This window comes from Thalassospira australica (genome assembly GCF_000763295.1).
Lineage (GTDB): Bacteria > Pseudomonadota > Alphaproteobacteria > Rhodospirillales > Thalassospiraceae > Thalassospira > Thalassospira australica.
This window is the reverse complement of the sequence record NZ_JRJE01000030.1, coordinates 37569-59682: the sequence shown is the minus strand read 5'-3', so window position 1 is coordinate 59682 and position 22114 is coordinate 37569. Positions and strand designations below refer to the sequence as shown.

Sequence of the window (22114 nt, the reverse complement as noted above, 5' to 3'; positions counted from 1 at the left end):
TATGCCTGCTGGCAAGAAACCCCACATTGAGCAAACGATTGCCGTTGCGCAATCCCTTGCGCAAGAGGACATCACAAAGATTGTCAGCAGCTCCGCCCTTTGGGAGCAGCCCGAGAACATTTCGGTCAAAATTACGACAGGTCAAACGCCTGAAGATTTCCCAAATCAGCGACAGTATTCATTTTGCATTTTGCCTCCGCAGATCGGGCGCGACTGGCTGGGCAGCCTGACCCGCCTGAACTGCACGCATTTTATCGAGTATTTTCCCGAACTTGATCTTGACGATCTCGCACCTCTGGCGGGCAAAAAATCGCATCCGAGATATGACCTTTTGGTCTGTCTTTCGACACGCAGCGCTTATCACCTGCCCGTTGCGCGAAAATTTGTGACCAGCCTGCGCCATCGTTGCCTGATCGGTGACAGCATCGCGCCTGCAGTTGAAATGGCTGTTCAGGAAGCGTTTGCAAACTCACTGGTGCACGGCAACCTCGAACTTGATACCAGCGGCCATCTTTCGATGGACAGCTTTATGGAGCTCGGGGACGAAACCGAACGACGTCTTGCCTCATCTCACCATGGCGGACGGGCAATTATTCTGACCGCACGGCGCAGAAAGAATGGCCAGCTGGTCATCGCGATCAATGATCAAGGCGACGGTTTTACGCCACCCGAAGAAAATGCAACGGCGGAAATCAGTCGAAAAGACACAACGTTTGGCCGGGGGCTGCCCCTGATCAAAAGTCTTTGCCAAACGGTGAACTTTACCCGGGATGGCCGTACAATTGAGCTGACGTTTACCAATGACACCAGCGGCGACAACGCAAATACAGGACTTTTTGGCGACCTTGGCCATCCTTTGACGACGACCGCAGAGGACGAGTTGCGTACTGCACGAAACGCAACCATTCTGATCGCCGATGATACGATGTTGTCACGTGAAATCATCGCGTCCTATTTGCGTGCTGACGGCTTTACAAACCTTGTTTTTGCCAAAGACGGCGAAGATGCCATCGCCCAGATCAAGGCCCACAATCCGGACTTGATCATTCTTGACATCATCATGCCCAAAATCGATGGCTATGGGGTCTGCAAGGCCGTTCGCGCCGACCCGGCATATGCAGAAACCCCCATCATCGCCCAAACAGCTCTAGAAGAACATGAAGGCCGCACGCGGATTTTTGAAGACGGTGCAACCGACCTTATTCTCAAACCGCTTAACAAGGCGGAGTTAATCGCGCGCACCACGATCCACATCGAAAACCGGCTTCTTGTGCAGAAGTTGCAAGCCTATCAGGAACGTACCCAGTCCGAGCTTGAACTTGCACGCGACATGCAGGAAAACCTCAACCCTGCACCTGAAAGCTATCGCGGTATTGGTGCCGATTATGGCTTGCGTATCAGTGCAACATTCCAGATGTCCTCGGAACTTGGGGGCGACATGTGGGGACTGGTGCCAATCGATGCCCATCGACTGGGCGTCTATATCGTTGATTTTGCCGGTCATGGACTGGGTGCTGCCTTAAACACGTTCCGGCTGCATTCCCTGATCTGGTCGGAACAATCGCACGATCAGTCCCCGGACGTGTATTTGCAGGTTCTCAACCGGCACCTTAAAAGACTTCTGCCGATCGGGCAGTATGCAACGATGCTGTATGGCATTGTTGACCGGTCAAAAGGCATATTTTCATATGCAAGCGCCGCCTGCACATCCCCTGTACTGGGCAACAGCGTAACGGGCGAAGCACAGTTCCTTGATGGATCAGGGGTCCCGCTTGGCGTGATCCGCGAGGCAAAGTATGAAACCCGCGAAGTCCCCTTTGACAAGGACAGCTTCCTGCTGCTTTACAGTGACGCATTGATTGAAACCACCCTTGATCACGGCAAGTTCCTAAGCGAGCAAGAATTGCTTTCGGTCTGCAAGGATACTGTTCGTGATAGCGCAGCAGACATTGACCTTGCCGCACAGATTGCCGATCAATTCATGGACCGTGCGCCGGCAAAACTTGATGATGATTTTACGATTGTTTCGCTGCAATCGGCCATGATACCGGGCCTGCTGTCAAAGGGCTGACGGTCAATACACCCTACGACACGTATCGCGCCTGCGCGATGCTGGACTGCACCAACTCACCGAACGGCTCACAATCGCCCCAAACGACCTGAGTTTGGTGATCATCCTTTTCACGCATCTTTAAATGATCAGACGCAGCATTGTCTGACGAGGCATGTATCCGGTTGGCAATGACTGTGCGAACAAGGTTGGCAAGCCCCTTACGCGCACCGGCATGATCGGGTTCAGCAGCCAATACACTGCCAAGCTGATCAAGAGCACGCATCTTGTCACGACATCCCAAAAGATCAGCAGCAAGAATGCGCAGTTCCCTGGCATCGGGTCGCAAACTGATCGCGATTTCAAGATGTTCAAGCCCCAGATCCCGACGACCTGTCTGGATATAAACCCGCGTCAGTCCCAAATGGGTCGCCCCATCCAGATCGTCAATCAGAAGTGCTCTGCCAAAAGCGTTGAGTGCAAGTTCCCCAAGACCAAGATCAAGTAAAACATGCCCAAGAACCCGAAGGCGGGCGGGTTGATCGGGAAGACTGTCAATCAGATTGCGCAGGCGCGTGCGGATTTCAGGGGCAAGATCAATCTCGCCTGCCATAACCAGCGCGGTAGTTTGCGACATCTGAGTCTGTGACGACATGGCTAACGGCCCCGTTCCCGTCTAAGTTCGGGACCGGCGATTGCACAGTCTTGTCCAAATATTGGTCCCGCGCCACACAGAGTAACGCCATCTGGTTGCGGGAATATTAACCGAGTCGTGGCTTATCCGTTTTCATCCCAAAAGATGGATGATATGCCAAAGCTCTAATTTTTCAGGGACCCGGCCAAGGCTTCAAATTTGACGTCACGGCTTGGTCTGGCAAAGAAATAGCCTTGCATCAAATGGCCACCCAACGCCGTCAGGGCATCACGCTGGCGATCAGTTTCGATACCTTCAAGAACGCAATCGATCCCAAGGTTCTGGCACATGTCGATCACTGTTTTGACAATCCGGCGACTGCGTTCATTGACGGGCAAAGGCGCAATAAAACTGCGATCGACCTTAAGAACATCAAATTCAAGTTCGTGCACATAGCGCAAACTTGAATAGCCAATCCCGAAATCATCCATCGCAATCCGCGCCCCGTGTTCACGCAGGTAACGGATGCTGGTACGTGCCGCCTCGAAATCGCGCAGGAATGCAGTTTCAGTCACTTCGAACGTCAGTCGGCCCGGATCAATTTTGTGGCGCTTGATCTCGTCAATCAGCCACTCGACAGTATCTGACAGCACGATATCACGGGCGGAAAGGTTAAAGGATACCGGAACCTGATGCGGCCAGCTTTCCATATCGATCAGCAGCTTTTCAAACAGAACCCGCGTCAAGACCCCTACCTGCCCGGTCTTTTCAGCAACCGGGAAAAACGTGGCGGGGGAAACCCGCCCCATGAAAACGCTGTCCCAACGCGCAAGCGCCTCGACGGAATTGACATGACGGGAACGGATATCAAAGACCGGTTGATAGTGCAGGCTGAGTTCGTCGGCCAGATCCGCCTTGCGCAAGGCCTGCTCAATCTGGGAATCATGGCGGATCAGGGTTTCGTGATGGGCGGCAAACAAAACGGCCTCCCCACGTGCATTTTTCTTGGCATGGTAAAGCGCAAAGTCAGCCCGCTCAAACAAGCCAATCGGACTGCGCGCCACCGTCGGGAATGACGCAAACCCAAGCGACGCAGAAACCTGTACCGTCACCCCGCCAAGCACAAAGGGTCGGTTCAGCTCATCACAAAGCCGATTCCCCAATTCAAGCAATGCCAGGGAATCATCGTATCCCTTGAGAAGCACACCAAATTCATCACCGCCCAACCGTGCCAGCAGCGTTTCAGACCCAAGGATCTTGCGCAGCCGTTCACCAGCCTGCTGCAACAACTCATCCCCCGATGGATGCCCATGGACATCATTGACCGGTTTGAACCCGTCAAGATCGATCATCGCCACGGCAAATCTGTCGGTTTCACGGGCCGCATTCACCGTATCCTCAAGGATAGAAAAGAACGCGCGTCGATTTGAAAGCCCCGTCAACGGGTCAATCAGCGCCAGTGCCTCGTTCTGGCGCGATAAATCGATCATCGCGTCATGCTGTTTTTCAAGATCATTCTGGGTTTGTATCAGACCGGCAAAATTGGCGTAAAAGCTTCGGATGATCTGCACGATCATCAAGGATACAAGCGCCATATTCACGGCAATCGCGACATAAACTTCATTGCCGCTGAACCCGAAAAACAGGACAAAAGTCCCCAACACGATGGCAACCACCAAAAGGGCTGCTGGCGGAAAATTCACCAGACAGAAGATGCAGCCAACAACTGTGATCGAGATAAAATAGGCGACATGACCCCGTTGAAACGGATCGCCATAGCCAAACATCGTGATCGCCCAAAGGGTGAAAATAACTGCAATTAAAAAGGCAAGAACCCTGATACGGCGCAAGCGTTTTATGCAGGCATCAATGTCATCAATATCAAACCGCGCACGGTGCCAGGTAACACCACGCACCACACAGATGACAGCAAGAACAAACACCGCATATACCGTCATCCAATCGGGCGCCACACCATAATGGGTATAAGCAAGGGCCACCGCATTGGCCAGCAACAGCATATAAAGAACAGGAATCTGTCGCGACAGGGCATTAACCTGCGCACGCACCAGTTCTGGCTTGTCTGTACGAATTTTAAATGTATCGGCAAAAGCGTGCCAAAAACGACTGATTGCCACGGATCAGAAACCTAACGCATTCTGGGTAATCATAAAACATTACACAGAAAACACCTTACGGAACATACCTGATTGTATATGTGACATAAACTTTCACGAAGTGAGACGCATTTGCAAAACAACCATTGGGCGCATCAGGTTTGATGCTGTCTTCTTCAAGCTATCAGCGACCAATGCCGTTTAAAATTTCGCCTTCAACACCTTCTGAAATCAGATAATCGCGCAGTGACCGCCCGGGAACAGGTCGGTAACTCGCCGTCGATATGTCCATATGTGCAATACGATCTGCACGAAAAACGCGAAAGGCTTCGCGCAGTTCACACCAACTTGCCAACAGCCATGTACTGCCGAAAAACAACATTCCCAATGGCCAAACCCGTCGCCTGGTGTTGTCGCCTTTGGCATCTGTGTAATCAATATCAATCACATTGCGTTGACGGATTGCGCGTCGAAGATCGGGCATGGAAATGGTGATCGGTTCCTGGGCGATCTCTGCCACAGCAATCGGCACGCCTGCGACCAACCCCCGCATTTTTTCCGGCAAAACGGCCTCGATCTTGGTAAGCGCATCGCCCGCAGCGCGCGCCATCTGAGGATCGGTCCAGCTTTGCACCATACGCGCTGCAACAACCAGTGCTTCGATCTCGTCGGCATCAAACATCAGCGGCGGCAAGTCATACCCATCGCGCAGAATATACCCCACCCCGGCCTCGCCTTCGACCGGAACACCGGACGCTGCAAGGTCGCGAATATCGCGGTAAATTGTACGTTCGGAAACTTCAAGCTCCTCGGCCAAATCGCATGCCCGGCAAAGTTTCCGCCGTCGCAAAATTTGAACAAGGCGAAATAATCGGTCTGCCCGTCTCATGATCGCTCCTTCGTCATCCTGCCCCGAAAATTATCATAACGCTCCTGACAGGCTCCTGTCAGGAGGGATATGCAACCATTGCGAAGTCGGGGCAGGATTTCACCCAATTGTCAGGAGCATGACGATGAAAGTCACCAATTCCTTCCAGATCATCATTACCGATAAATTTGCCCAAAGCCGGGCCTTTTATAAGAAACTCGGCTTTACGCCGGTGTTTGACGGCGACTGGTATTGCCATCTTGTCTGGCCAGATGTGCCATCCGTACAGCTTGGCATCATGAAGCCAAACCATGAAACCCAAACTGAACTCTTCCATGCCCCAACCATGGGCGAAGGAAGTGTTTTGTGCCTTGAAGTCGAAGAAGCACGCGACGCCGCCGAAGAACTCCGCGACGCAGGATTTGAAATTGCGGTTGATCTGCGTGATGAACCATGGGGGCAGCGTCATTTCGCCCTGCTTGATCCCAATGGTGTGCGTATTGATGTCGTCAGTCCGACAGCCGAACTGGCCCCGGAATATGCTGCACAGTTCGCAGAATCCGGCGAAGGCATTATGGCCTGATCCCTCGCGCCACCAACGCGGGCTATTTTACATATGACCTAGCAGGATGACGCGAATTTCGGGTCATCCTGTCTTTATTTCACATGGTCTTTTGCAAATTGATCAATCGCGGTTGCGGCATCTGCGATGTTCTGGCCCTGCGTGCGGCCGGATTTTTTACGTGGCTTGAAATCATGTTCACCGTCTTCGACCCAATGAAGATCGATTGCTTCAGACAAGGCATAACCGGCAATCTCATCTGGTTTGCCAAAAGGATCACGGGTGCCATGACAAATAAGCGTCGGCGTTCTTAACGTTTCAAGATGTTCTGTGCGCAGGTTTTCTGGCTTTCCTGGCGGATGAAACGGGTAACCAAGGCACACAAGCCCCGCCACCCCAAGCTCATCTGCAACCATGCTGGCGATGCGTCCACCCATCGATTTGCCACCAATGATCAGCTTTTCTCGGTCACCGAGTTGCTCAACAACCGCGCCGTAATAGTCCAGAAGAACCGGTGCACGATCGGGTCCACGCTTTTTGCCATCCTCCCGCCGTTTGGCCATATAGGGAAATTCAAACCGCGCAACACGAAATTCATGGCGCGTAAGGGCCGCAACCATCTCATTCATGAACGTGCTGTCCATCGGGGCACCCGCACCGTGGGCCAGAACAATCGTCAGGGCCGCATGCTCATCCCCATCGAACTGAAATGTGACTGGATCGGTGCTCACGTCAGTATTCCTTTTTTTACGGCTCACACACAGGTCAGTCATACATAACTTGCCGGTACGCTCCAAGCTGAATGGATCGATAACGCGACGCCAACCAGTCACTGCATGCAATTCCTCGATTTCACAACGATTATAAGGTTATAATTGGGGCCCCACCCAAGCGACCCCAATCAAATTCGTCGCACCCGAATTGCCCGCACGTCGCGCCACCCGCGATGGAAAGCCACACCCCGACAAAGGCCACAATCGTGTCATCCGAACAGTCACAAACACTTGCCCCGCACCGCAAAGAACGCCTTGGCCGATTGCCCAAATCCGTCCAGTGGTTGATGATGATATCGGTTTCACTGGTATTTTCCGTCTTGCTGCATCACTGGCAGGTTCCGGCCTCGCTTTTGGTCGGGCCAATGGTCATTGGCATTCTGATGGCCACGAACGGCGCGACCATTTCGGCCCCCGCACCCCTTTATCTTGGCGCACAATCGGTTCTGGGGGTGATGATCGGCGGATCAATGACGGTCGGCATATTGGCATCCTTTGCCTCTGACTGGCCGCTGATCCTTGGCGTGACAGGCATCACCCTTCTCGCCAGCAGCTTTCTTGGCTGGATCTTGTGCATCAAACAGGTGTTGCCCGGAACAGCTGGTATCTGGGGATCATCCCCCGGCGCGGCATCGGCCATGGTCATTATGGCTGAAACATTCGGGGCCGATGCCCGGCTTGTCGCCTTTATGCAATATGTCCGCGTGGTGATCGTTGTCGGCGTTGCCTCAAGCGTTGCAAATTTTTGGGTGGACCCGGATGTTGCCAATGCCATGACGCCCTATGACTGGTTCCCGGCCTTCGATCCGGCTGGCTTTGCCGTAACGCTGGGACTGGCGGGTGTTTGCTGTTTTGTCGGGCAGAAATCCCGCCTGCCGTCCGGGCCGCTTTTGGTGCCAATCATTGTTACCATGGCCCTGCATCTCGGCGGTGTTTTGGATGTCGTATTGCCGGAATGGTTTTTGGGTCTGACATATGCGGTGATCGGCTGGGTGATCGGGCTGAAGTTTACACCGCCCATCTTGCGCTATGCAGCACATGCCCTGCCCAAAGTCCTGTTATCAATCTTTGTGCTGATTGGATTCTGTGCGGGAATTTCAGGGCTTCTGGTAATATTTCTGGATGTGGATCCTTTGACCGCCTACTTGGCGACAAGCCCCGGTGGGCTTGATTCGGTCGCCATCATTGCCGCCAGCACCAATGTCGATCTGTCTTTTATCCTCGTGCTTCAAGCGACACGATTTTTCATGGTGCTGGCTTTGGGTCCGTCTCTGGCCCGATTGATTGCCCGGCGCACCGCCCATCTGACGGGCTAGCAACGCCGGGTTACAACCAGGTTTGGTCTATATCCGAACACGGCGAAACACGCCAGACGCGGTCATGACACCCAATATCACCAGAACGACAGCCAGAACCAGCGCAACATTGCCCGGCTCCCCCAACAGGACCACACCACCAAGGGCGGTAAGGGCGGGTGTCATCGCGCCAAAGGCAGATGCCCCGGTTGATCCGATATGGCGCACGGCAAGCCCATAGGTGATCACGGCAACACACCCGGCCAGCAATCCTTGTGCGGTCAGCAACATCATGATGTCGCCTGTTGGCGCGTCACCAAGGGTCGTTCCGGTAAACAGCGCAATGATCGCCATGATGACAAATGACCAGAATCCGACAAAAGATGCCGCCTCAAGTGCGCCAAGGCCGCTTTGGCGCATTGCGTGCGTATAGCACGCCCACATGAAAGCACCTGCCGATACAAGCCCATAGCCCATCAGCATATCATCGCTGATCACACCAGCCGGTTTCAGGGCAATCAGTGAAAGAACGCCTATAATCACCGCCGCATAACCAATAATGCGGACCTTGCCCGGACGTTCACCAAACAACAGCATTGCAATCAAAACGGCCCAAACCGCCATCACACCAGGCAGAAGAATGCCAACGTGACTGGCCGGGACAAATTGAAGCGCACTGGCAACCATCAGGGTATAAAACGCCCCCGACCCAATGATCATCAACAAGCCATTGGTCATCGAAAGGCCCTTGGGCCAAATGCCTTTTTTAATCCAAACCGGGGCAAGCAGGACAAAAGGCACGCCAAAACGCATAAGACCAATATCAACAGCGGTGAAGCTCGATGTCATGGCATAACGGGTGGCAATCAGCCAACCGGCCCAGATGCAGACCGTCGCAAGGGCGGAGGTCACACCAACCAGTCGGCTTTCCGTCGCAGCGGTGGCAGACAGCGCGGAAGTTTCAGACATAACAGGTTATCCGTTAAAGGGTTGATTTTGCCCAAATCAGACCATGTACCCCTCATTGACGCAAGTCCCTTGACCACGGGTCAGATATGCGCACAAAAAACGGCGCAAGGTTTCGCCCTGCGCCGTTTGCATTTGCTGGATTATGTGGCGTAATCAGATGCCAAATTCGGCAAAGAAATCGTTGCCCTTGTCATCAATCACGATGAAGGCCGGGAAGTCTTCAACTTCGATCTTCCAGACGGCTTCCATGCCCAGTTCCGGATATTCGTGGACTTCGACCTTCTTGATGCAATCCTGCGCCAAGCGTGCGGCCGGACCACCGATAGAACCAAGATAGAACCCGCCATACTTGTTACACGCATCCTTGACGGCCTTTGAACGGTTGCCCTTTGCCAGCATGACGAACGAACCGCCTGCGGCCTGGAACTGTTCGACATAGGCATCCATCCGCCCTGCTGTCGTCGGGCCGAATGATCCGGACGGCATGCCTTCGGGCGTTTTCGCCGGACCTGCATAATAGACCGGATGGTTTTTAAGGTATTCCGGCATCTCTTCGCCAGCATCAAGGCGTTCCTTGATTTTGGCATGCGCGATATCACGGGCCACAATCACGGTGCCTGTCAGCGACAGACGGGTTTTCACCGAATATTGCGACAGCTGCTTGCGGATTTCATCCATCGGACGGTTCAGGTCAACCTTGACCACTTCGTCATCAAGATGCTCGTCGGTGACCTGCGGCAGATATTTCGCCGGATCATGTTCAAGATCCTCGATGAAAATACCGTCCTTGGTGATCTTGCCCAGAATCTGACGGTCAGCAGAGCACGACACACCAAGCCCGACCGGACAGCTTGCACCATGACGCGGCAGGCGGATCACACGCACGTCATGGCAGAAATACTTGCCACCGAACTGCGCGCCGATGCCCATTTCGCGGGTCATCTCAAGGATCTTCTGTTCCCATTCAAGATCGCGATAGGCCTGACCGTGATCACCGCCTTCGGTCGGCAGGGTATCGTAATAACGAGCGGACGCCATTTTCACGGTCTTAAGGCAGGCTTCTGCCGATGTACCGCCAATGACAACCGCCAGATGGTATGGCGGACATGCCGAAGTACCCAGCGTGCGGATTTTTTCATCCAGAAACTTGCGCAGGCTTTCGGGGTTCAGAAGTGCTTTGGTTTGCTGGAACAGGAAGGTCTTGTTGGCTGACCCGCCGCCCTTGGCCATGAACATGAATTTGTATTCATCGCCCTTGGTCGCATAGAGGTCAATCTGTGCCGGCAGGTTGGACCCGGTGTTCTTTTCATCGAACATGTTCTGCGGGGATACCTGCGAGAAACGCAGATTGTGCTTCTGATACGCTTGCCAAATGCCTTTTGACAGCGCTTCTTCGTCAGAACCATCGGTGATGACTTTGCCACCGCGCTTGCCCATGACGATTGCCGTCCCGGTATCCTGACACATCGGCAAAACGCCGCCCGACGCGATCGAGGCGTTTTTCAAAAGATCCATCGCAACGAACTTGTCGTTGGCGGTGGCTTCTTCATCATCAAGGATTTTGCGCAACTGTTCGAGGTGCCCCGGACGCAGCAGGTGCGAGCAATCAAAAAACGCCTGAAGGGTCAGTTTCTCGATCGCTTCTGGCTCGACTTTCAAATAGGTCTCGCCATTGACGTCAACGGTCGAAACACCGTCATCCCCGATCTTGCGGTAAGGCGTGGTGTCCTTACCCTGATCAAACATGGGTTTATAGACAAAATCACTCATGGAAAGGTTCTCGTCTCTCTCAAAAACAAGGTGGGTTTGTTCTTTGTGTGGCTGGTTTTAGCGCCATTCGCGCCAAATATCCACGATACATTAGGGGTACGGGTTATATCACCGGCACCGTCCGCGGGAAGGACTGGCATCGGGCAAAGAAAAAGGGCGGACCAAATCCACCCTTTTATACATTCTGACAAAACCTATTTCTTGCGAAACGCATCAAGTGCGATGACTTCGCCGGTCTCACCGGCGTCAGGCTTGGGCTTTTTGCGGGCTTTGGATGGCTCCGCCACCAGTGTCGGTGCGCCGTCATCATCGCCCATCAGGTCCGCATCAAGATCGTCGTCTTCGTCATAGTCGAAATCGTCGTCTTCCATTTCTTCTTCGACGCTAAAGGTCAGCATGAAGTTGGCGGACGGATCGACAAAGGCCAGCATGGCATCAAACGGCACAACCAACGTGGTCGGCATCCCATCAAAGCTCATTCCGACCGAAAAATGATCATCTTCCGACTTCAGGTCCCAGAAACGGTGCTGCAGGACAACGGTGATGTTGTCCGGGTGCGCTTTGCGCTGGCTTTCAGGAAGCACAACACCGGGATGGTTGGTCTGGAAGGTGATGTAATAGTGATGCTCGCCGAAAAGGCCCTCTTCGGCCACACGCGCGAGGATATCTTTCACCACGCCTCGTAACGCCTGGTCGACCATAAGATCGTAGCGGAATTCTTCCGGTTCTTGCATCAGTAATCCTGTGTCTGGCGAAACCACCGGCACAGTCCGGTGCGTCCCGTCATTGTCATATGGCATCATCGCATGCCAATTACATCTTGGCATGTCATTTAATGACTCTATTCATAACGAAGCGGGGAATAAATACAAGAGTGGGGCGTTCTGTTGCTAGGTGCCCCGTCCCCCACCAAATTACCGCTCCCGGCAATCGGAATTTCGCTTTGGTGCTAGTACCGCTTACGCAGCAACAGCAACCGGAGCATTGTTGTCGTTTGCATTTACAAACATTGGCCCGATGCGGTGGTACCATGCCGAGCGCCCACATTGACTTTTACTGCTCACGTCGATCCTATTTCGGCCCCACGAAGATTGCCTGAGTCGGACAACCGATAAATTTGGTGGAGCCGCCGGGTACCGCCCCCGGGTCCGTAAAGCCTATTCTGTCACGCAGTTTAGCGCCGTAGTCGGGTTGCCCCGACAGCCCCTATATAGGGCAAACGCCCCCCGGTTCACAAGGGGAAACGGGAAAAAGTTTTTGCAATTCACATCACGGTTTGGCGCAGCTTTCAAAGGCCCGCTGCACCGCTTGCCCCTGCGTTCCGACCTGACTATGCTGCGACAAACACGATTCCAAAAAGCAGGACACAGCATGCAGCAATATCTTGATCTGATGCGTTTGGTGCGCGACACCGGCACGCGCAAGGAAGACCGCACCGGCACCGGAACCATATCGGTTTTCGGTCATCAGATGCGTTTTGATCTGTCCGAAGGTTTCCCGCTGGTCACCACCAAGAAGCTGCATCTGAAATCGATCATTCATGAATTGCTGTGGTTCCTGGATGGCGACACCAATGTCAAATATCTGCAGGACAATGGGGTTCGCATCTGGAATGAATGGGCCGATGAAAATGGCGACCTTGGTCCGGTTTATGGTGGCCAGTGGCGGTCTTGGCAGGGTGCCAATGGGCAAACCATTGACCAGATCAGCGGCCTGATTGATCAGATTAAAAACAATCCTGATTCACGGCGCCTGATTGTGTCGGCCTGGAATGTAGCTGATGTGCCAAACATGGCGCTGCCGCCGTGCCATTGCCTGTTCCAGTTCTATGTCGCCGATGGCAAACTGTCCTGTCAGCTTTATCAACGCAGTGCGGATATCTTCCTGGGCGTGCCATTTAACATCGCATCCTATGCGCTTCTGACCATGATGATAGCGCAGGTCTGTGATTTGGGTGTTGGCGACTTTGTTCATACCCTTGGCGATGCCCATCTTTACACCAACCATCTTGAACAGGTGGAATTGCAGCTCTCGCGTGAAACACGCCCGCTGCCAACCATGAAAATCAATCCTGACGTCAAGTCGATCTTTGATTTCAAGTTCGAGGATTTCGAACTGACCGGCTATGACCCGCATCCGCATATTGCGGGCAAGGTTGCTGTGTAATGATCGCTACAAAAATCGAACGGGTGGCCGTGGTTGCCGCCGCACAGAACGGCGCGATTGGCAAGGATGGCTGGATGCCGTGGGAATTGCCCGAAGACCTGAAAAGGTTCAAGGCACTCACCCTTGGCAAGCCGATGATCATGGGACGGGTTACATTTGAGGCCATTGGCCGCCCCCTGCCCAAACGCACAACAATTGTGGTGACCCGCGATACGGGCTGGTCGTTTGATCATGACAATTTGAGGGTTTGTCACACTATTGAAAGTGCGATCAAACTCGGCGATGAAATTGCCGCAAAAGATGGCGTCAACGAAGTGATCATCGCCGGTGGCGCGCAGATTTACCATCTCGCCATGCCCCATACGACACGTTATGAACTTACCGAAGTCCATGACGACATCGACGGCGACACGTTCCTTGATCCGCTTCCCGCAGATGAATGGTCGGAAACTGCGCGCGAAAAAATCAGCAATCCGGACGGCCCAGATTACAGCTTTGTCACCCTGACACGGCGGTAAAACCACACGCCCACGAACAGGGCACGATGTTGTGAAACCTCTTTGATTGATTTTTCTCTCAAAGCCCTCCATCTTTGCTTTAGTTATAGAACACTCGTTCCAATGTCCGGGACTTACCAAAGGAACTGCTGATGCCACGGCCACGCGCATTTGATGAAGAAAGCGTTCTGGATAACGCAATGAACATCTTCTGGAGCAAAGGGTTTGAAGCCACCTCCATTCAGGATCTGGTGGATCAGACCGGGCTGAACCGTGCCAGCATGTATGCAAGCTTTGGTGATAAAAAGGCACTGTTTCTGCGTGTTCTTGACCATTACAGCCAGAAAATCAGCGCCGAACGTTTTGCCGATTTACGCAATATCGAAGACGGCCGCGGCGCAATTGAAAAAACATTTCGCGATACTGCTAAAACCGGCAGTGTCGAAGGCCGCCACAAGGGGTGCCTGATGGTGAATTCTGGCATGGAACTGGCACCGCATGATCCGGAAACCGCTGCCATCGCCCATCAGGCTTTCCGCAGGGCGGAGGATATTTTTGCAGCAGCCCTCAAACGTGCGATGCAACAGGGTACGATTTCAAAGGACAAAAATGTCCGCGCACTTGCACGGTTCCTTGCCGGATCGTTCCAGGGGGTACAACTGATGTCGCGCCGCGGTGCCGATACGGAAACCCTGCAAGACTATACCGATACCATTCTGGCAGCCCTTGATTAAAGCAAGGTCACCGGACAACCACACCGCCAAGGTTTCTTTTGTGCAGGGCATGTAACCATCCGTTTTTTGGTTGCGCACATTCCTGCATCCACTGATAGTAGCGCAATCACACAAATGCCCGCAGGTCGGGTGCAAAATCCGGATATATCATGAAGCGCAGCGACACGTTCTGGGACTCTGCCGCCGACAAATACGCCCGCAAGCCTATCGGCAACGAAGCGGCCTATGCGCAAACACTTGATCGGACGCGCGCCCATCTTTCCAATGATCAGCACGTTCTGGAATTCGGATGCGGCACAGGCACCACGGCACTTAAACTTGCGCCTTATGTCAGCCACCTAAGCGCGACGGATATTTCCGGGCGCATGATCGAAATCGCCCAAGGCAAGGCCAAAGAACAAGCGGTCGAAAATGTTACCTTCTCCAAGGCAACGATTGACCAGCTCACATCCAGGCCAGAGCGTTATCACGCGATACTTGGTTTTAACATTCTGCATTTGATTGATGCGCCCGAAAAAGCTGTATCATTGCTTTATGGCCTTTTGCATCCGGGCGGCTTGTTGATTACCAAAACTCCATGCCTTGGCGAAAAGATGGCCTATCTCAAACCGCTGATCTGGGTCATGCAGAAACTTGGTAAGGCACCAAAGGTCCATTTTTTGAATTATGCAGATCTTGAAGGCATGCTTCATGCCGCCGGATTTGATGTGATCGAAACCGGTACCTATCCCGCCAGCACCGGTTCACGCTTTATCGTCGCCAAACGCGCTTAACTGAAATCTGCCGACAGATGCACGTCATCACAGTTCAGTGATGAGCAAAGTTTGCTATTGCTTTATGGAATGATCATTCCATAATTAATTTCAATTAAACCCTACCCAATTCATGAGGAACAAAATGTCCGCAATTACCCCGCTTATGCCGCGCCAGAAAGTCCCGTCCCTTTCCTTCCCGCTTGTTGGCGGCGGTACTTGGTCGCTTGCCGATCAGAAACCGGAAAACTTCACCATGATCGTGTTTTTCCGTGGCATGCACTGCCCGATGTGCAGCAAGCAGCTTCAGGACCTTGAAGCCAAGATCGACGATTTTGCCAAACGCGGTGTCAATGTAGTTGCCGTATCTTCGGACACCGAAGAACGCGCACTTGAATCCAAAGAGACATGGAAACTTCCGAACCTTGATCTTGGCTATGGCCTGAGCTTGGAAAAAGCCCGCGAATGGGGTCTTTATATCTCGACGTCAAAAGGCAAAACCTCGACCGGCCACGAAGAACCGGCATTGTTTTCTGAACCTGGCCTGTTCATCGTGCGTGCGGATGGCACACTGTATTACGCATCGGTCCAGACCATGCCGTTTGCCCGCCCGCATTTTGCAGAACTTCTCGGTGCGCTTGATTTCGTCATTGCCAAAGACTATCCGGCACGCGGCGAAGTCATTGATCACACCAATGCCTAAGGCCGTCGTCCAAAGCCATTAAATCATCAAAGGGCCGGTTCCAAATCCCAGGAACCGGCCCTTTTATTCATCATACAATTGCCTTGATGCGATCAACCGGCCATCGCGGCGGCAAAATGCGGTGCATCAATCTCCTGGGCGCGTTGATAGGCCGGGCGCGCATCAATGCGGGCGATATAGGCATCAAACACGGGATCTTTTGGCAGAAGACCAAACATGCAGCCAAACCGGATGGTCGATCCCATCACAATATCAACGGTCGTGAAGTTCTGCCCCAACAACCACGGGTCTGATTTACCAACAACATCAATCAGAATGGACAACAGCGTTTCCCAGTCGCGATAGGAATTCTGACTGCTGTCTTCCGCCTCATACTGACGCGCCCGGTCAATAAGGGCCGGCTCAATGGTGGACGGAGAAAAGAACAACCAGCGCAGGTATTCCCCGCGTTTAGGATCATCAAACGCCGGGGCCAACCCGGCCGCTGGAACCAAATCAGCAAGATAACAGCAAATCGCGGCTGCCTCTGTCACGACCGTGTCACCATGTACGATGGTTGGCACTTTGCCGAGTGGATTGAGCGCAAGATATTCCGGCGTTTGCCCCGCCCCTGCGCGAATGTCGAGAAGCTTGACATCAAACGGAATGCCCAGTTCATGCAACATCCAATGCACTGTGCCGCTTCGTGATGGCACCGCGTGATAAAAGGTCAAATTTCGGCCTGATGGCATTCAAAGGGCTCCCTGGGGTTGCGCGTGTCTTTATGTGCAGTTTGCGACGGCAATTTCCCCTTGTTTCCCAACAATGTAAATCGCCCGCCCCACAGGTTCCTGACAGCTATATGGCAGGAGGATGTCAGTCGCCTGATCCAACCCCGCGCAAACCAGCAGCACCCCGGTTCATTCGATATCCCTTAATAAAATCGCCTTTGGGTTGTATAATTATTCCGACATGGACCAAAAACGATTGCGGGGCTACAGATCACACACAGGGGACTTTAGATGACCAACCGCAGACTGATCGTGTTTTTCGACGGCACCTGGCAGGAACCGGCCAACACGCCCGAACCGACCAATGTCGTCAAACTTTTGCGTGCAGTCCCAAGCAGCGCCGGGGATGTTTCACAGGTCGTATTCTATGATCGGGGCGTTGGCACCGGGGGGTTCGTCAACAAGTTCGTTGGCGGTGCCTTTGGCTGCGGGTTGCAAGAAAACGTTATTGATGGCTATCGCTTCTTGGCAAACAATTACCGGCAGGACGACGAAATCTACATTTTCGGATTTTCGCGCGGGGCATTCACCGCGCGTAGTCTGGCCGGATTGATCGGTTTATGCGGACTTCTTACACCATCTTATCTGGGGCATCCGCTTCAAAAGGACGTTGCACGTATTGTCGGCTCGGACCTGTCATCCGAGGAAAAGAAAGCCCGCGTCGAAGCCTTGCCGGTCAAGGCCCAGAAAGATGTTCCCATCGAATGTGTCGCTGTGTGGGATACCGTCGGTTCACTGGGTATTCCCGGCGACTGGGGCCGCTGGAAAATCCCGAAAAACTATCACTTTCATGACGTGGAACTGGGCGCGCACATTCGCGTTGCGTTGCATGCGATGGCGATTGACGAAAAGCGCAGTGCGTTTTCGCCAACTCTTTGGGTCAAGAAAAAGGGCGCCAAATTGCCTGCCAAACAAATAGTCGAACAGGTTTGGTTCTCAGGCGTACACAGCAATGTTGGCGGGTCTTACGACGATTGCGGTTTGGCAGATATCACGCTTGATTGGATGGCAAAACGCGTTAGCAAGCATACAGGCCTAAAGCTTGATACCACGTCGCTAAAGGCACAACTTTCGCCTGCCATAGATGGACGCGGATATGAAAGCCGGACCAAGATGTACTTTACGTCACATATCTATCCTTATCAGCGCCTGATCAATCAGATCGCACCGGAAGAGAAAACCTATCTCGACAAACTTCGACTTAAATGCCCGAAATATGATCGCCGCAACATCATCCCCGATGGTCTTGAAACGATCAATGAAGCGATCCATGTCAGCGCGCTGGAGCGCTGGAACATCACGACCGGTGTAATGCATGACAATTCAGCCGAAGGATCGCTTGAACGCGTTCTTTATCGCCCACCCAATCTGAATGCGGTGTTCAAGGCGCATTATGCAGGCAAACACACACCCAATATCATCAATTGGAGTGGCGCGACCATGCGCAAGGACATTCCATGGCCTGATCAATCAACACTGGACTAATCGCCACTGCCTGCGTGTTTACGCGGCCGCAGAACAATCCATGCAGCAACAAGGGTCAGCAGCGCCATGCCAAACCATGTCAGCGCATACGACAGATGATTGTTGGGGAAACGGATTTTGGTCAATCCGCCCAACGGAAGTTTGGTCGGGTTTTCCGCACCATCTCCGTCGATGAAATAGGGTGCGACATTTGTCGCATTCAATCCCCGTTTGGCCGCCATTGCATGGACATCCCGTGAATACCACCGGTTATCTTCGGGCACATTATCGCGCATGAAGGTGCCGACCGGTTCATTGATGCGAAGAAGCCCGGTCACGGTTACTTCGCCTTCAACCATGCCGTTCGGGCGGGTATCGGGGCTACGTTGTTCGATCGGAACAAAACCGCGATTGATCATGATGATGGTGCCATCCCCCCGCAGGAGCGGCGTCATCACCCAGTAGCCTGCCCCGTAATCGGTGGCAGTATAGACCTGACTTTCAAGGTCATGGCGATAGGTGCCGGTCACACTGACCTTGCGATATTCATCACGTGCGCGGCTGACATTTTCCCAGTCATCGCGCATGGGGGCGGTCACCGCATCACCATGAACGCGCGCATCAACCCGTTCAATCAGATCAAGTTTCCAGGCCCGCCGTTCCACCTGCCAGTAACCAAGGGCACAGAACCCCGAAAACAGGGCTGCTGCCAAAACCAAGACAACAATTCGGGTCTTCATTGAAGGCCCGGTTTTATGAGTATCGGCTGCTGTTTCAGGAACGCTGTGGTCGGTCATCCCGATGTCTTTCAAAAGCAAGTTCTGCATCAAACAAAAAGGGCGCGATACCTGTGTAAGTATCGCGCCCCCTTTAAATATCAAGCCAGACTAGCCGAAGCTTGGGATCATATCGTGATCCATCTGCGGCATCATGTTGGTGTTAAGGTGATACATTACCCACAGCGACCCGGCGATGGCGATGGCCACGATCACAAGGGTAAAGATCAGTGCCAGCATGTTCCACCCGCCTTCGGATTTGGTGTTCATGTGCAGGAAATAGACCATGTGAACAATGATCTGAATCACACCAAGGCCCATCACCCAAAGGGCGGTTGCAACCTTGCTGTCCAGAACACCGTCCATGACAAGCCAGAACGGGATCGCGGTCAGAATGACCGACAGAACGAACCCGATCACATAGCTTTTATAGGTGCCATGCGACGCCCCGCCATCATGATGGTCATCATGTGCGTGTGAATGTGCGCTCATCCCAGAACTCCCAGCAGGTAAACAACGGAGAAGACACCAATCCAGATCACGTCAAGGAAGTGCCAGAACATCGACAGGCACATCAGACGACGCTTGTTCTCAACGATCAGGCCACGCTGGGCGACCTGAACCATCAGGGTCACAAGCCAGATGATGCCAAAGGTCACATGCAGGCCGTGGGTCGCCACCAGCGTATAGAACGCCGAGAGGAAACCACTGCGCATCGGGGTCGCCCCCAGGCTCCAGAGGTGATGGAACTCATAGATTTCCAGCCCCACGAACGCGACGCCAAACAGGCCGGTAATCGCCAGCCAAATCTGCGTTCCCTTGATGCTGCCCTTTTCCATCGCCAGCATGGCAAAGCCATAGGTGATCGAGGAAAACAGCAACATCGACGTGTTGATCGCCACCAGTTCCAGATCAAACAGATCAGCCGGCGAAGGACCCGCTGCATAGTTCTGACCAAGAACGGCATAGGTTGCAAACAGGATCGCAAAGATGAGGCAATCGCTCATCAGATAGATCCAGAAACCGAGCATCGTACCCGTTTCCGGGTGATGCTCTTCTTTCAGGTAAAAGACCGGCGCTTCGGTCTGAGAGGCAGTTGTATTCGCCATTGTCATTCCTTTACGCCTGCTGTTTTGCCAGAAGGGCAGTACGTTCTTCTTCGGTCGCCACAACTTCGGATGCCGGGATGTGATAATCGCGGTCATAGTTGAAGGTATGGGCAATTGCACCGACGATCAGCACGATGAAGCTTGCCGCAACAAGCCACCAGATGTGCCAAACAAGGGCAAAGCCAAGAACGAGCGAGATCGCAGCCAGGATAAATCCAGCGCCGGTATTTTTCGGCATATGGATATCCAGGAAGCCCGACGTCGGACGGACGAAACCGCGTTTCTTCATGTCATCCCAGGCGTCCAGTTCGTGGACAACCGGGGTGAAGGCGAAGTTGTAGGCTGGCGGCGGCGACGAGGTCGACCATTCCAGCGTACGACCACCCCACGGGTCACCGGTTTCATCACGCAGTTTGTCGCGTTTGATCACCGCAACAACAATCGACATGATGAAGGACCCGATACCACCGGCAATCAGAAGCGCACCAAACGCCGCAATGATGAACCAGATTTGCAGCGACGGATCGTCAAACTGGCTCATACGGCGGGTGACGCCCATCAGGCCAAGCACATAAAGCGGCATGAAAGCAAAGTAGAAACCAATGGTCCAGAGCCAGAAGGACATCTTGCCCCAGAACTCGTCAAGCTTGAAGCCGAACGCTTTCGGGAACCAGTAAACGATCCCGGCAAACATCCCGAACACCACACCACCGATAATCACATTGTGGAAGTGCGCGATCAGGAACAGGCTGTTATGAAGCACGAAGTCCGCAGGCGGAACGGCAAGCATCACACCGGTCATGCCACCAATCACAAAGGTCAGCATAAAGCCAATGGTCCACAGCATCGGAACATCAAAGCTGATGCGGCCCTTATACATGGTGAACAGCCAGTTGAAGACTTTCGCACCGGTCGGGATCGAGATGATCATGGTGGTAATGCCAAAGAAGGCATTCACACTTGCCCCGGACCCCATGGTGAAGAAGTGGTGCAGCCACACGATATAGGACAGGATGGTAATAACCACGGTGGCATAAACCATCGAGCTATAACCAAACAGACGCTTGCGGCAGAAGGTCGACACAACTTCGGAGAACACACCAAACGCTGGCAGGATCAGGATGTACACCTCCGGGTGGCCCCAGATCCAGATCAGGTTAATGTACATCATGGCGTTACCGCCAAGATCGTTGGTGAAGAAGTTGGTGTCCGCATAGCGGTCAAGACCAAGCAGAACCAGAACAGCGGTCAGAACCGGGAAGGCTGCAACAATCAGGATGTTGGTGCAAAGCGAGGTCCAGGTAAAGACCGGCATTTTCATCATGGACATGCCCGGTGCGCGCATCTTGACGATGGTCACAATCAGGTTAACCCCCGACAGCAACGTACCGACACCGGCAATCTGCAAGGCCCAGATATAGTAATCAACCCCGACCCCCGGACTGTAGACAATGTCTGACAGCGGCGGATAGGCCAGCCAACCGGTCATTGCGAATTCGCCGACAAACAGCGACGCCATGATCAGCGCGGCACCACATGTGGTCATCCAGAAGCTGAAATTGTTCAGGAACGGGAAGGCAACGTCACGCGCGCCGATCTGCAGCGGAACAACAAAGTTCATCAGACCGGTCACCAGCGGCATCGCCACAAAGAAGATCATGATCACGCCGTGCGCGGTGAAGATCTGGTCATAATGGTGTGGCGGCAAGAAACCTTCGGCACCATTAAAGGCAATGGCCTGCTGGGCACGCATCATCAGTGCATCGGCAAAGCCACGCAGCAGCATGATGATTGCCAAAATAATGTACATGATGCCGATCTTTTTATGATCGATCGACGTGATCCACTCGCGCCAGAGGTATCCCCACAGACGGAAATAGGAAATACCACCAACAACAGCGATGCCACCCACAACAACCCCAAGAAGCGTCACAAGAATGATCGGATCATGGAGAAACGGGAAGGAGTCGAGGGATAGCCGGCCAAATATAAAGTGTAAAAGGTCCGGATTGGAGAACATCGGATTACTCTTCTTTCAAATGCAGACAGGCACCGTAGCCGATGCCAAAACTGCGAAGGGCCGGTTGGCTTTTACCAACCGGCAC

Annotated in this window: 21 protein-coding genes and 1 other RNA gene; 9 read left to right on the top strand and 13 right to left on the bottom strand. The window is 53.3% G+C overall.

The window, feature by feature from the left end; genetic code table 11:
- The first annotated feature begins 1 nt into the window (after nt 1).
- Nucleotides 2-2071 (top strand): SpoIIE family protein phosphatase, encoded by a 2070-nt coding sequence (locus tag JF44_RS20020; protein ID WP_052065864.1) that lies wholly within the window; start codon nt 2-4, stop codon nt 2069-2071.
- 13 nt (nt 2072-2084) lie between these two features.
- Here the strand turns inward: JF44_RS20020 and JF44_RS0112715 are convergent, their stop codons facing one another.
- The 3 genes from JF44_RS0112715 to JF44_RS0112705 form a co-directional block, all read right to left on the bottom strand.
- A complete protein-coding gene (locus JF44_RS0112715; protein WP_033069371.1) occupies nt 2085-2705 on the bottom strand; it encodes a hypothetical protein in 621 nt (206 codons plus the stop codon).
- Nucleotides 2706-2869: 164 nt separating this feature from the next.
- Nucleotides 2870-4822 (bottom strand): putative bifunctional diguanylate cyclase/phosphodiesterase, encoded by a 1953-nt coding sequence (locus JF44_RS0112710; protein ID WP_033069370.1) that lies wholly within the window; start codon nt 4820-4822, stop codon nt 2870-2872.
- Nucleotides 4823-4985: 163 nt separating this feature from the next.
- A complete protein-coding gene (locus tag JF44_RS0112705; protein ID WP_033069369.1) occupies nt 4986-5690 on the bottom strand; it encodes a helix-turn-helix transcriptional regulator in 705 nt (234 codons plus the stop codon).
- A gap of 124 nt (nt 5691-5814) precedes the next feature.
- On the opposite strand from JF44_RS0112705, the gene JF44_RS0112700 reads away from it, so the two are divergent.
- Entirely contained in the window at nt 5815-6252 is a 438-nt protein-coding gene (locus JF44_RS0112700; RefSeq protein ID WP_033069444.1) for a VOC family protein, read from the top strand.
- 74 nt (nt 6253-6326) lie between these two features.
- Here JF44_RS0112700 and JF44_RS0112695 read toward each other — a convergent pair whose 3' ends face one another.
- Nucleotides 6327-6962, bottom strand: coding sequence for an alpha/beta family hydrolase (locus JF44_RS0112695; protein WP_033069443.1), 636 nt, complete (start codon nt 6960-6962; stop codon nt 6327-6329).
- A gap of 248 nt (nt 6963-7210) precedes the next feature.
- Here JF44_RS0112695 and JF44_RS0112690 point away from each other — a divergent pair, with 248 nt between their 5' ends.
- Nucleotides 7211-8320: an AbrB family transcriptional regulator gene (locus tag JF44_RS0112690; RefSeq protein ID WP_052065883.1), complete on the top strand. Its 1110-nt coding sequence runs from the start codon at nt 7211-7213 to the stop codon at nt 8318-8320.
- A 27-nt stretch (nt 8321-8347) separates the two neighbouring features.
- Here JF44_RS0112690 and JF44_RS0112685 read toward each other — a convergent pair whose 3' ends face one another.
- The 4 genes from JF44_RS0112685 to ssrA all read right to left on the bottom strand — a co-directional run bounded on the left by JF44_RS0112685 (nt 8348) and on the right by ssrA (nt 12279).
- Nucleotides 8348-9268, bottom strand: coding sequence for a DMT family transporter (locus JF44_RS0112685; RefSeq protein ID WP_033069368.1), 921 nt, complete (start codon nt 9266-9268; stop codon nt 8348-8350).
- A gap of 153 nt (nt 9269-9421) precedes the next feature.
- Nucleotides 9422-11038, bottom strand: coding sequence for a fumarate hydratase (locus JF44_RS0112680; protein ID WP_033069367.1), 1617 nt, complete (start codon nt 11036-11038; stop codon nt 9422-9424).
- A gap of 194 nt (nt 11039-11232) precedes the next feature.
- Nucleotides 11233-11772, bottom strand: coding sequence for an SspB family protein (locus JF44_RS0112675; protein ID WP_033069441.1), 540 nt, complete (start codon nt 11770-11772; stop codon nt 11233-11235).
- A gap of 139 nt (nt 11773-11911) precedes the next feature.
- Nucleotides 11912-12279, bottom strand: a transfer-messenger RNA (tmRNA) gene (ssrA, locus tag JF44_RS20190).
- Between the two features lie 130 nt (nt 12280-12409).
- Here ssrA and JF44_RS0112670 point away from each other — a divergent pair.
- The 5 genes from JF44_RS0112670 (at nt 12410) to JF44_RS0112650 (ending at nt 15890) form a co-directional block, all read left to right on the top strand.
- Nucleotides 12410-13204 carry a thymidylate synthase gene (locus JF44_RS0112670; RefSeq protein WP_033069366.1) on the top strand — a complete coding sequence of 265 codons (795 nt, stop codon included), beginning with the start codon at nt 12410-12412 and terminating at the stop codon, nt 13202-13204.
- Complete coding sequence (locus tag JF44_RS0112665; RefSeq protein ID WP_033069365.1) at nt 13204-13722, top strand: dihydrofolate reductase; 519 nt, start codon at nt 13204-13206, stop codon at nt 13720-13722. Before JF44_RS0112670 ends, JF44_RS0112665 begins: the two co-directional genes overlap by 1 nt.
- A 131-nt stretch (nt 13723-13853) precedes the next feature.
- Nucleotides 13854-14435, top strand: coding sequence for a TetR/AcrR family transcriptional regulator (locus tag JF44_RS0112660; RefSeq protein WP_033069364.1), 582 nt, complete (start codon nt 13854-13856; stop codon nt 14433-14435).
- A gap of 149 nt (nt 14436-14584) precedes the next feature.
- The gene (locus JF44_RS0112655) at nt 14585-15208 is read left to right on the top strand and encodes a class I SAM-dependent methyltransferase (protein WP_033069363.1); all 624 of its coding nucleotides are present in this window, start codon (nt 14585-14587) and stop codon (nt 15206-15208) included.
- 124 nt (nt 15209-15332) lie between these two features.
- Nucleotides 15333-15890: a peroxiredoxin-like family protein gene (locus JF44_RS0112650; RefSeq protein WP_033069362.1), complete on the top strand. Its 558-nt coding sequence runs from the start codon at nt 15333-15335 to the stop codon at nt 15888-15890.
- Nucleotides 15891-15982: 92 nt separating this feature from the next.
- On the opposite strand, the gene JF44_RS0112645 is transcribed toward JF44_RS0112650, so the two are convergent.
- The gene (locus tag JF44_RS0112645; protein ID WP_033069361.1) at nt 15983-16621 is read right to left on the bottom strand and encodes a glutathione S-transferase family protein; all 639 of its coding nucleotides are present in this window, start codon (nt 16619-16621) and stop codon (nt 15983-15985) included.
- Between the two features lie 270 nt (nt 16622-16891).
- On the opposite strand from JF44_RS0112645, the gene JF44_RS0112640 reads away from it, so the two are divergent.
- Entirely contained in the window at nt 16892-18145 is a 1254-nt protein-coding gene (locus JF44_RS0112640; RefSeq protein ID WP_033069360.1) for a DUF2235 domain-containing protein, read from the top strand.
- On the opposite strand, the gene JF44_RS0112635 is transcribed toward JF44_RS0112640, so the two are convergent.
- From JF44_RS0112635 to cyoB, 4 genes are all read right to left on the bottom strand, one after another.
- Nucleotides 18142-18921, bottom strand: a complete 780-nt coding sequence (locus JF44_RS0112635; protein ID WP_238318441.1) for an SURF1 family protein — start codon at nt 18919-18921, stop codon at nt 18142-18144. The genes JF44_RS0112640 and JF44_RS0112635 overlap by 4 nt on opposite strands.
- A 90-nt stretch (nt 18922-19011) precedes the next feature.
- Nucleotides 19012-19392: a cytochrome o ubiquinol oxidase subunit IV gene (locus JF44_RS0112630; protein WP_033069359.1), complete on the bottom strand. Its 381-nt coding sequence runs from the start codon at nt 19390-19392 to the stop codon at nt 19012-19014.
- Entirely contained in the window at nt 19389-20009 is a 621-nt protein-coding gene (gene cyoC / locus JF44_RS0112625; protein ID WP_033069358.1) for a cytochrome o ubiquinol oxidase subunit III, read from the bottom strand. Before cyoC ends, JF44_RS0112630 begins: the two co-directional genes overlap by 4 nt.
- A 10-nt stretch (nt 20010-20019) precedes the next feature.
- Complete coding sequence (cyoB, locus tag JF44_RS0112620) at nt 20020-22029, bottom strand: cytochrome o ubiquinol oxidase subunit I (RefSeq protein ID WP_033069357.1); 2010 nt, start codon at nt 22027-22029, stop codon at nt 20020-20022.
- Between the last annotated feature and the right edge of the window lie 85 nt (nt 22030-22114).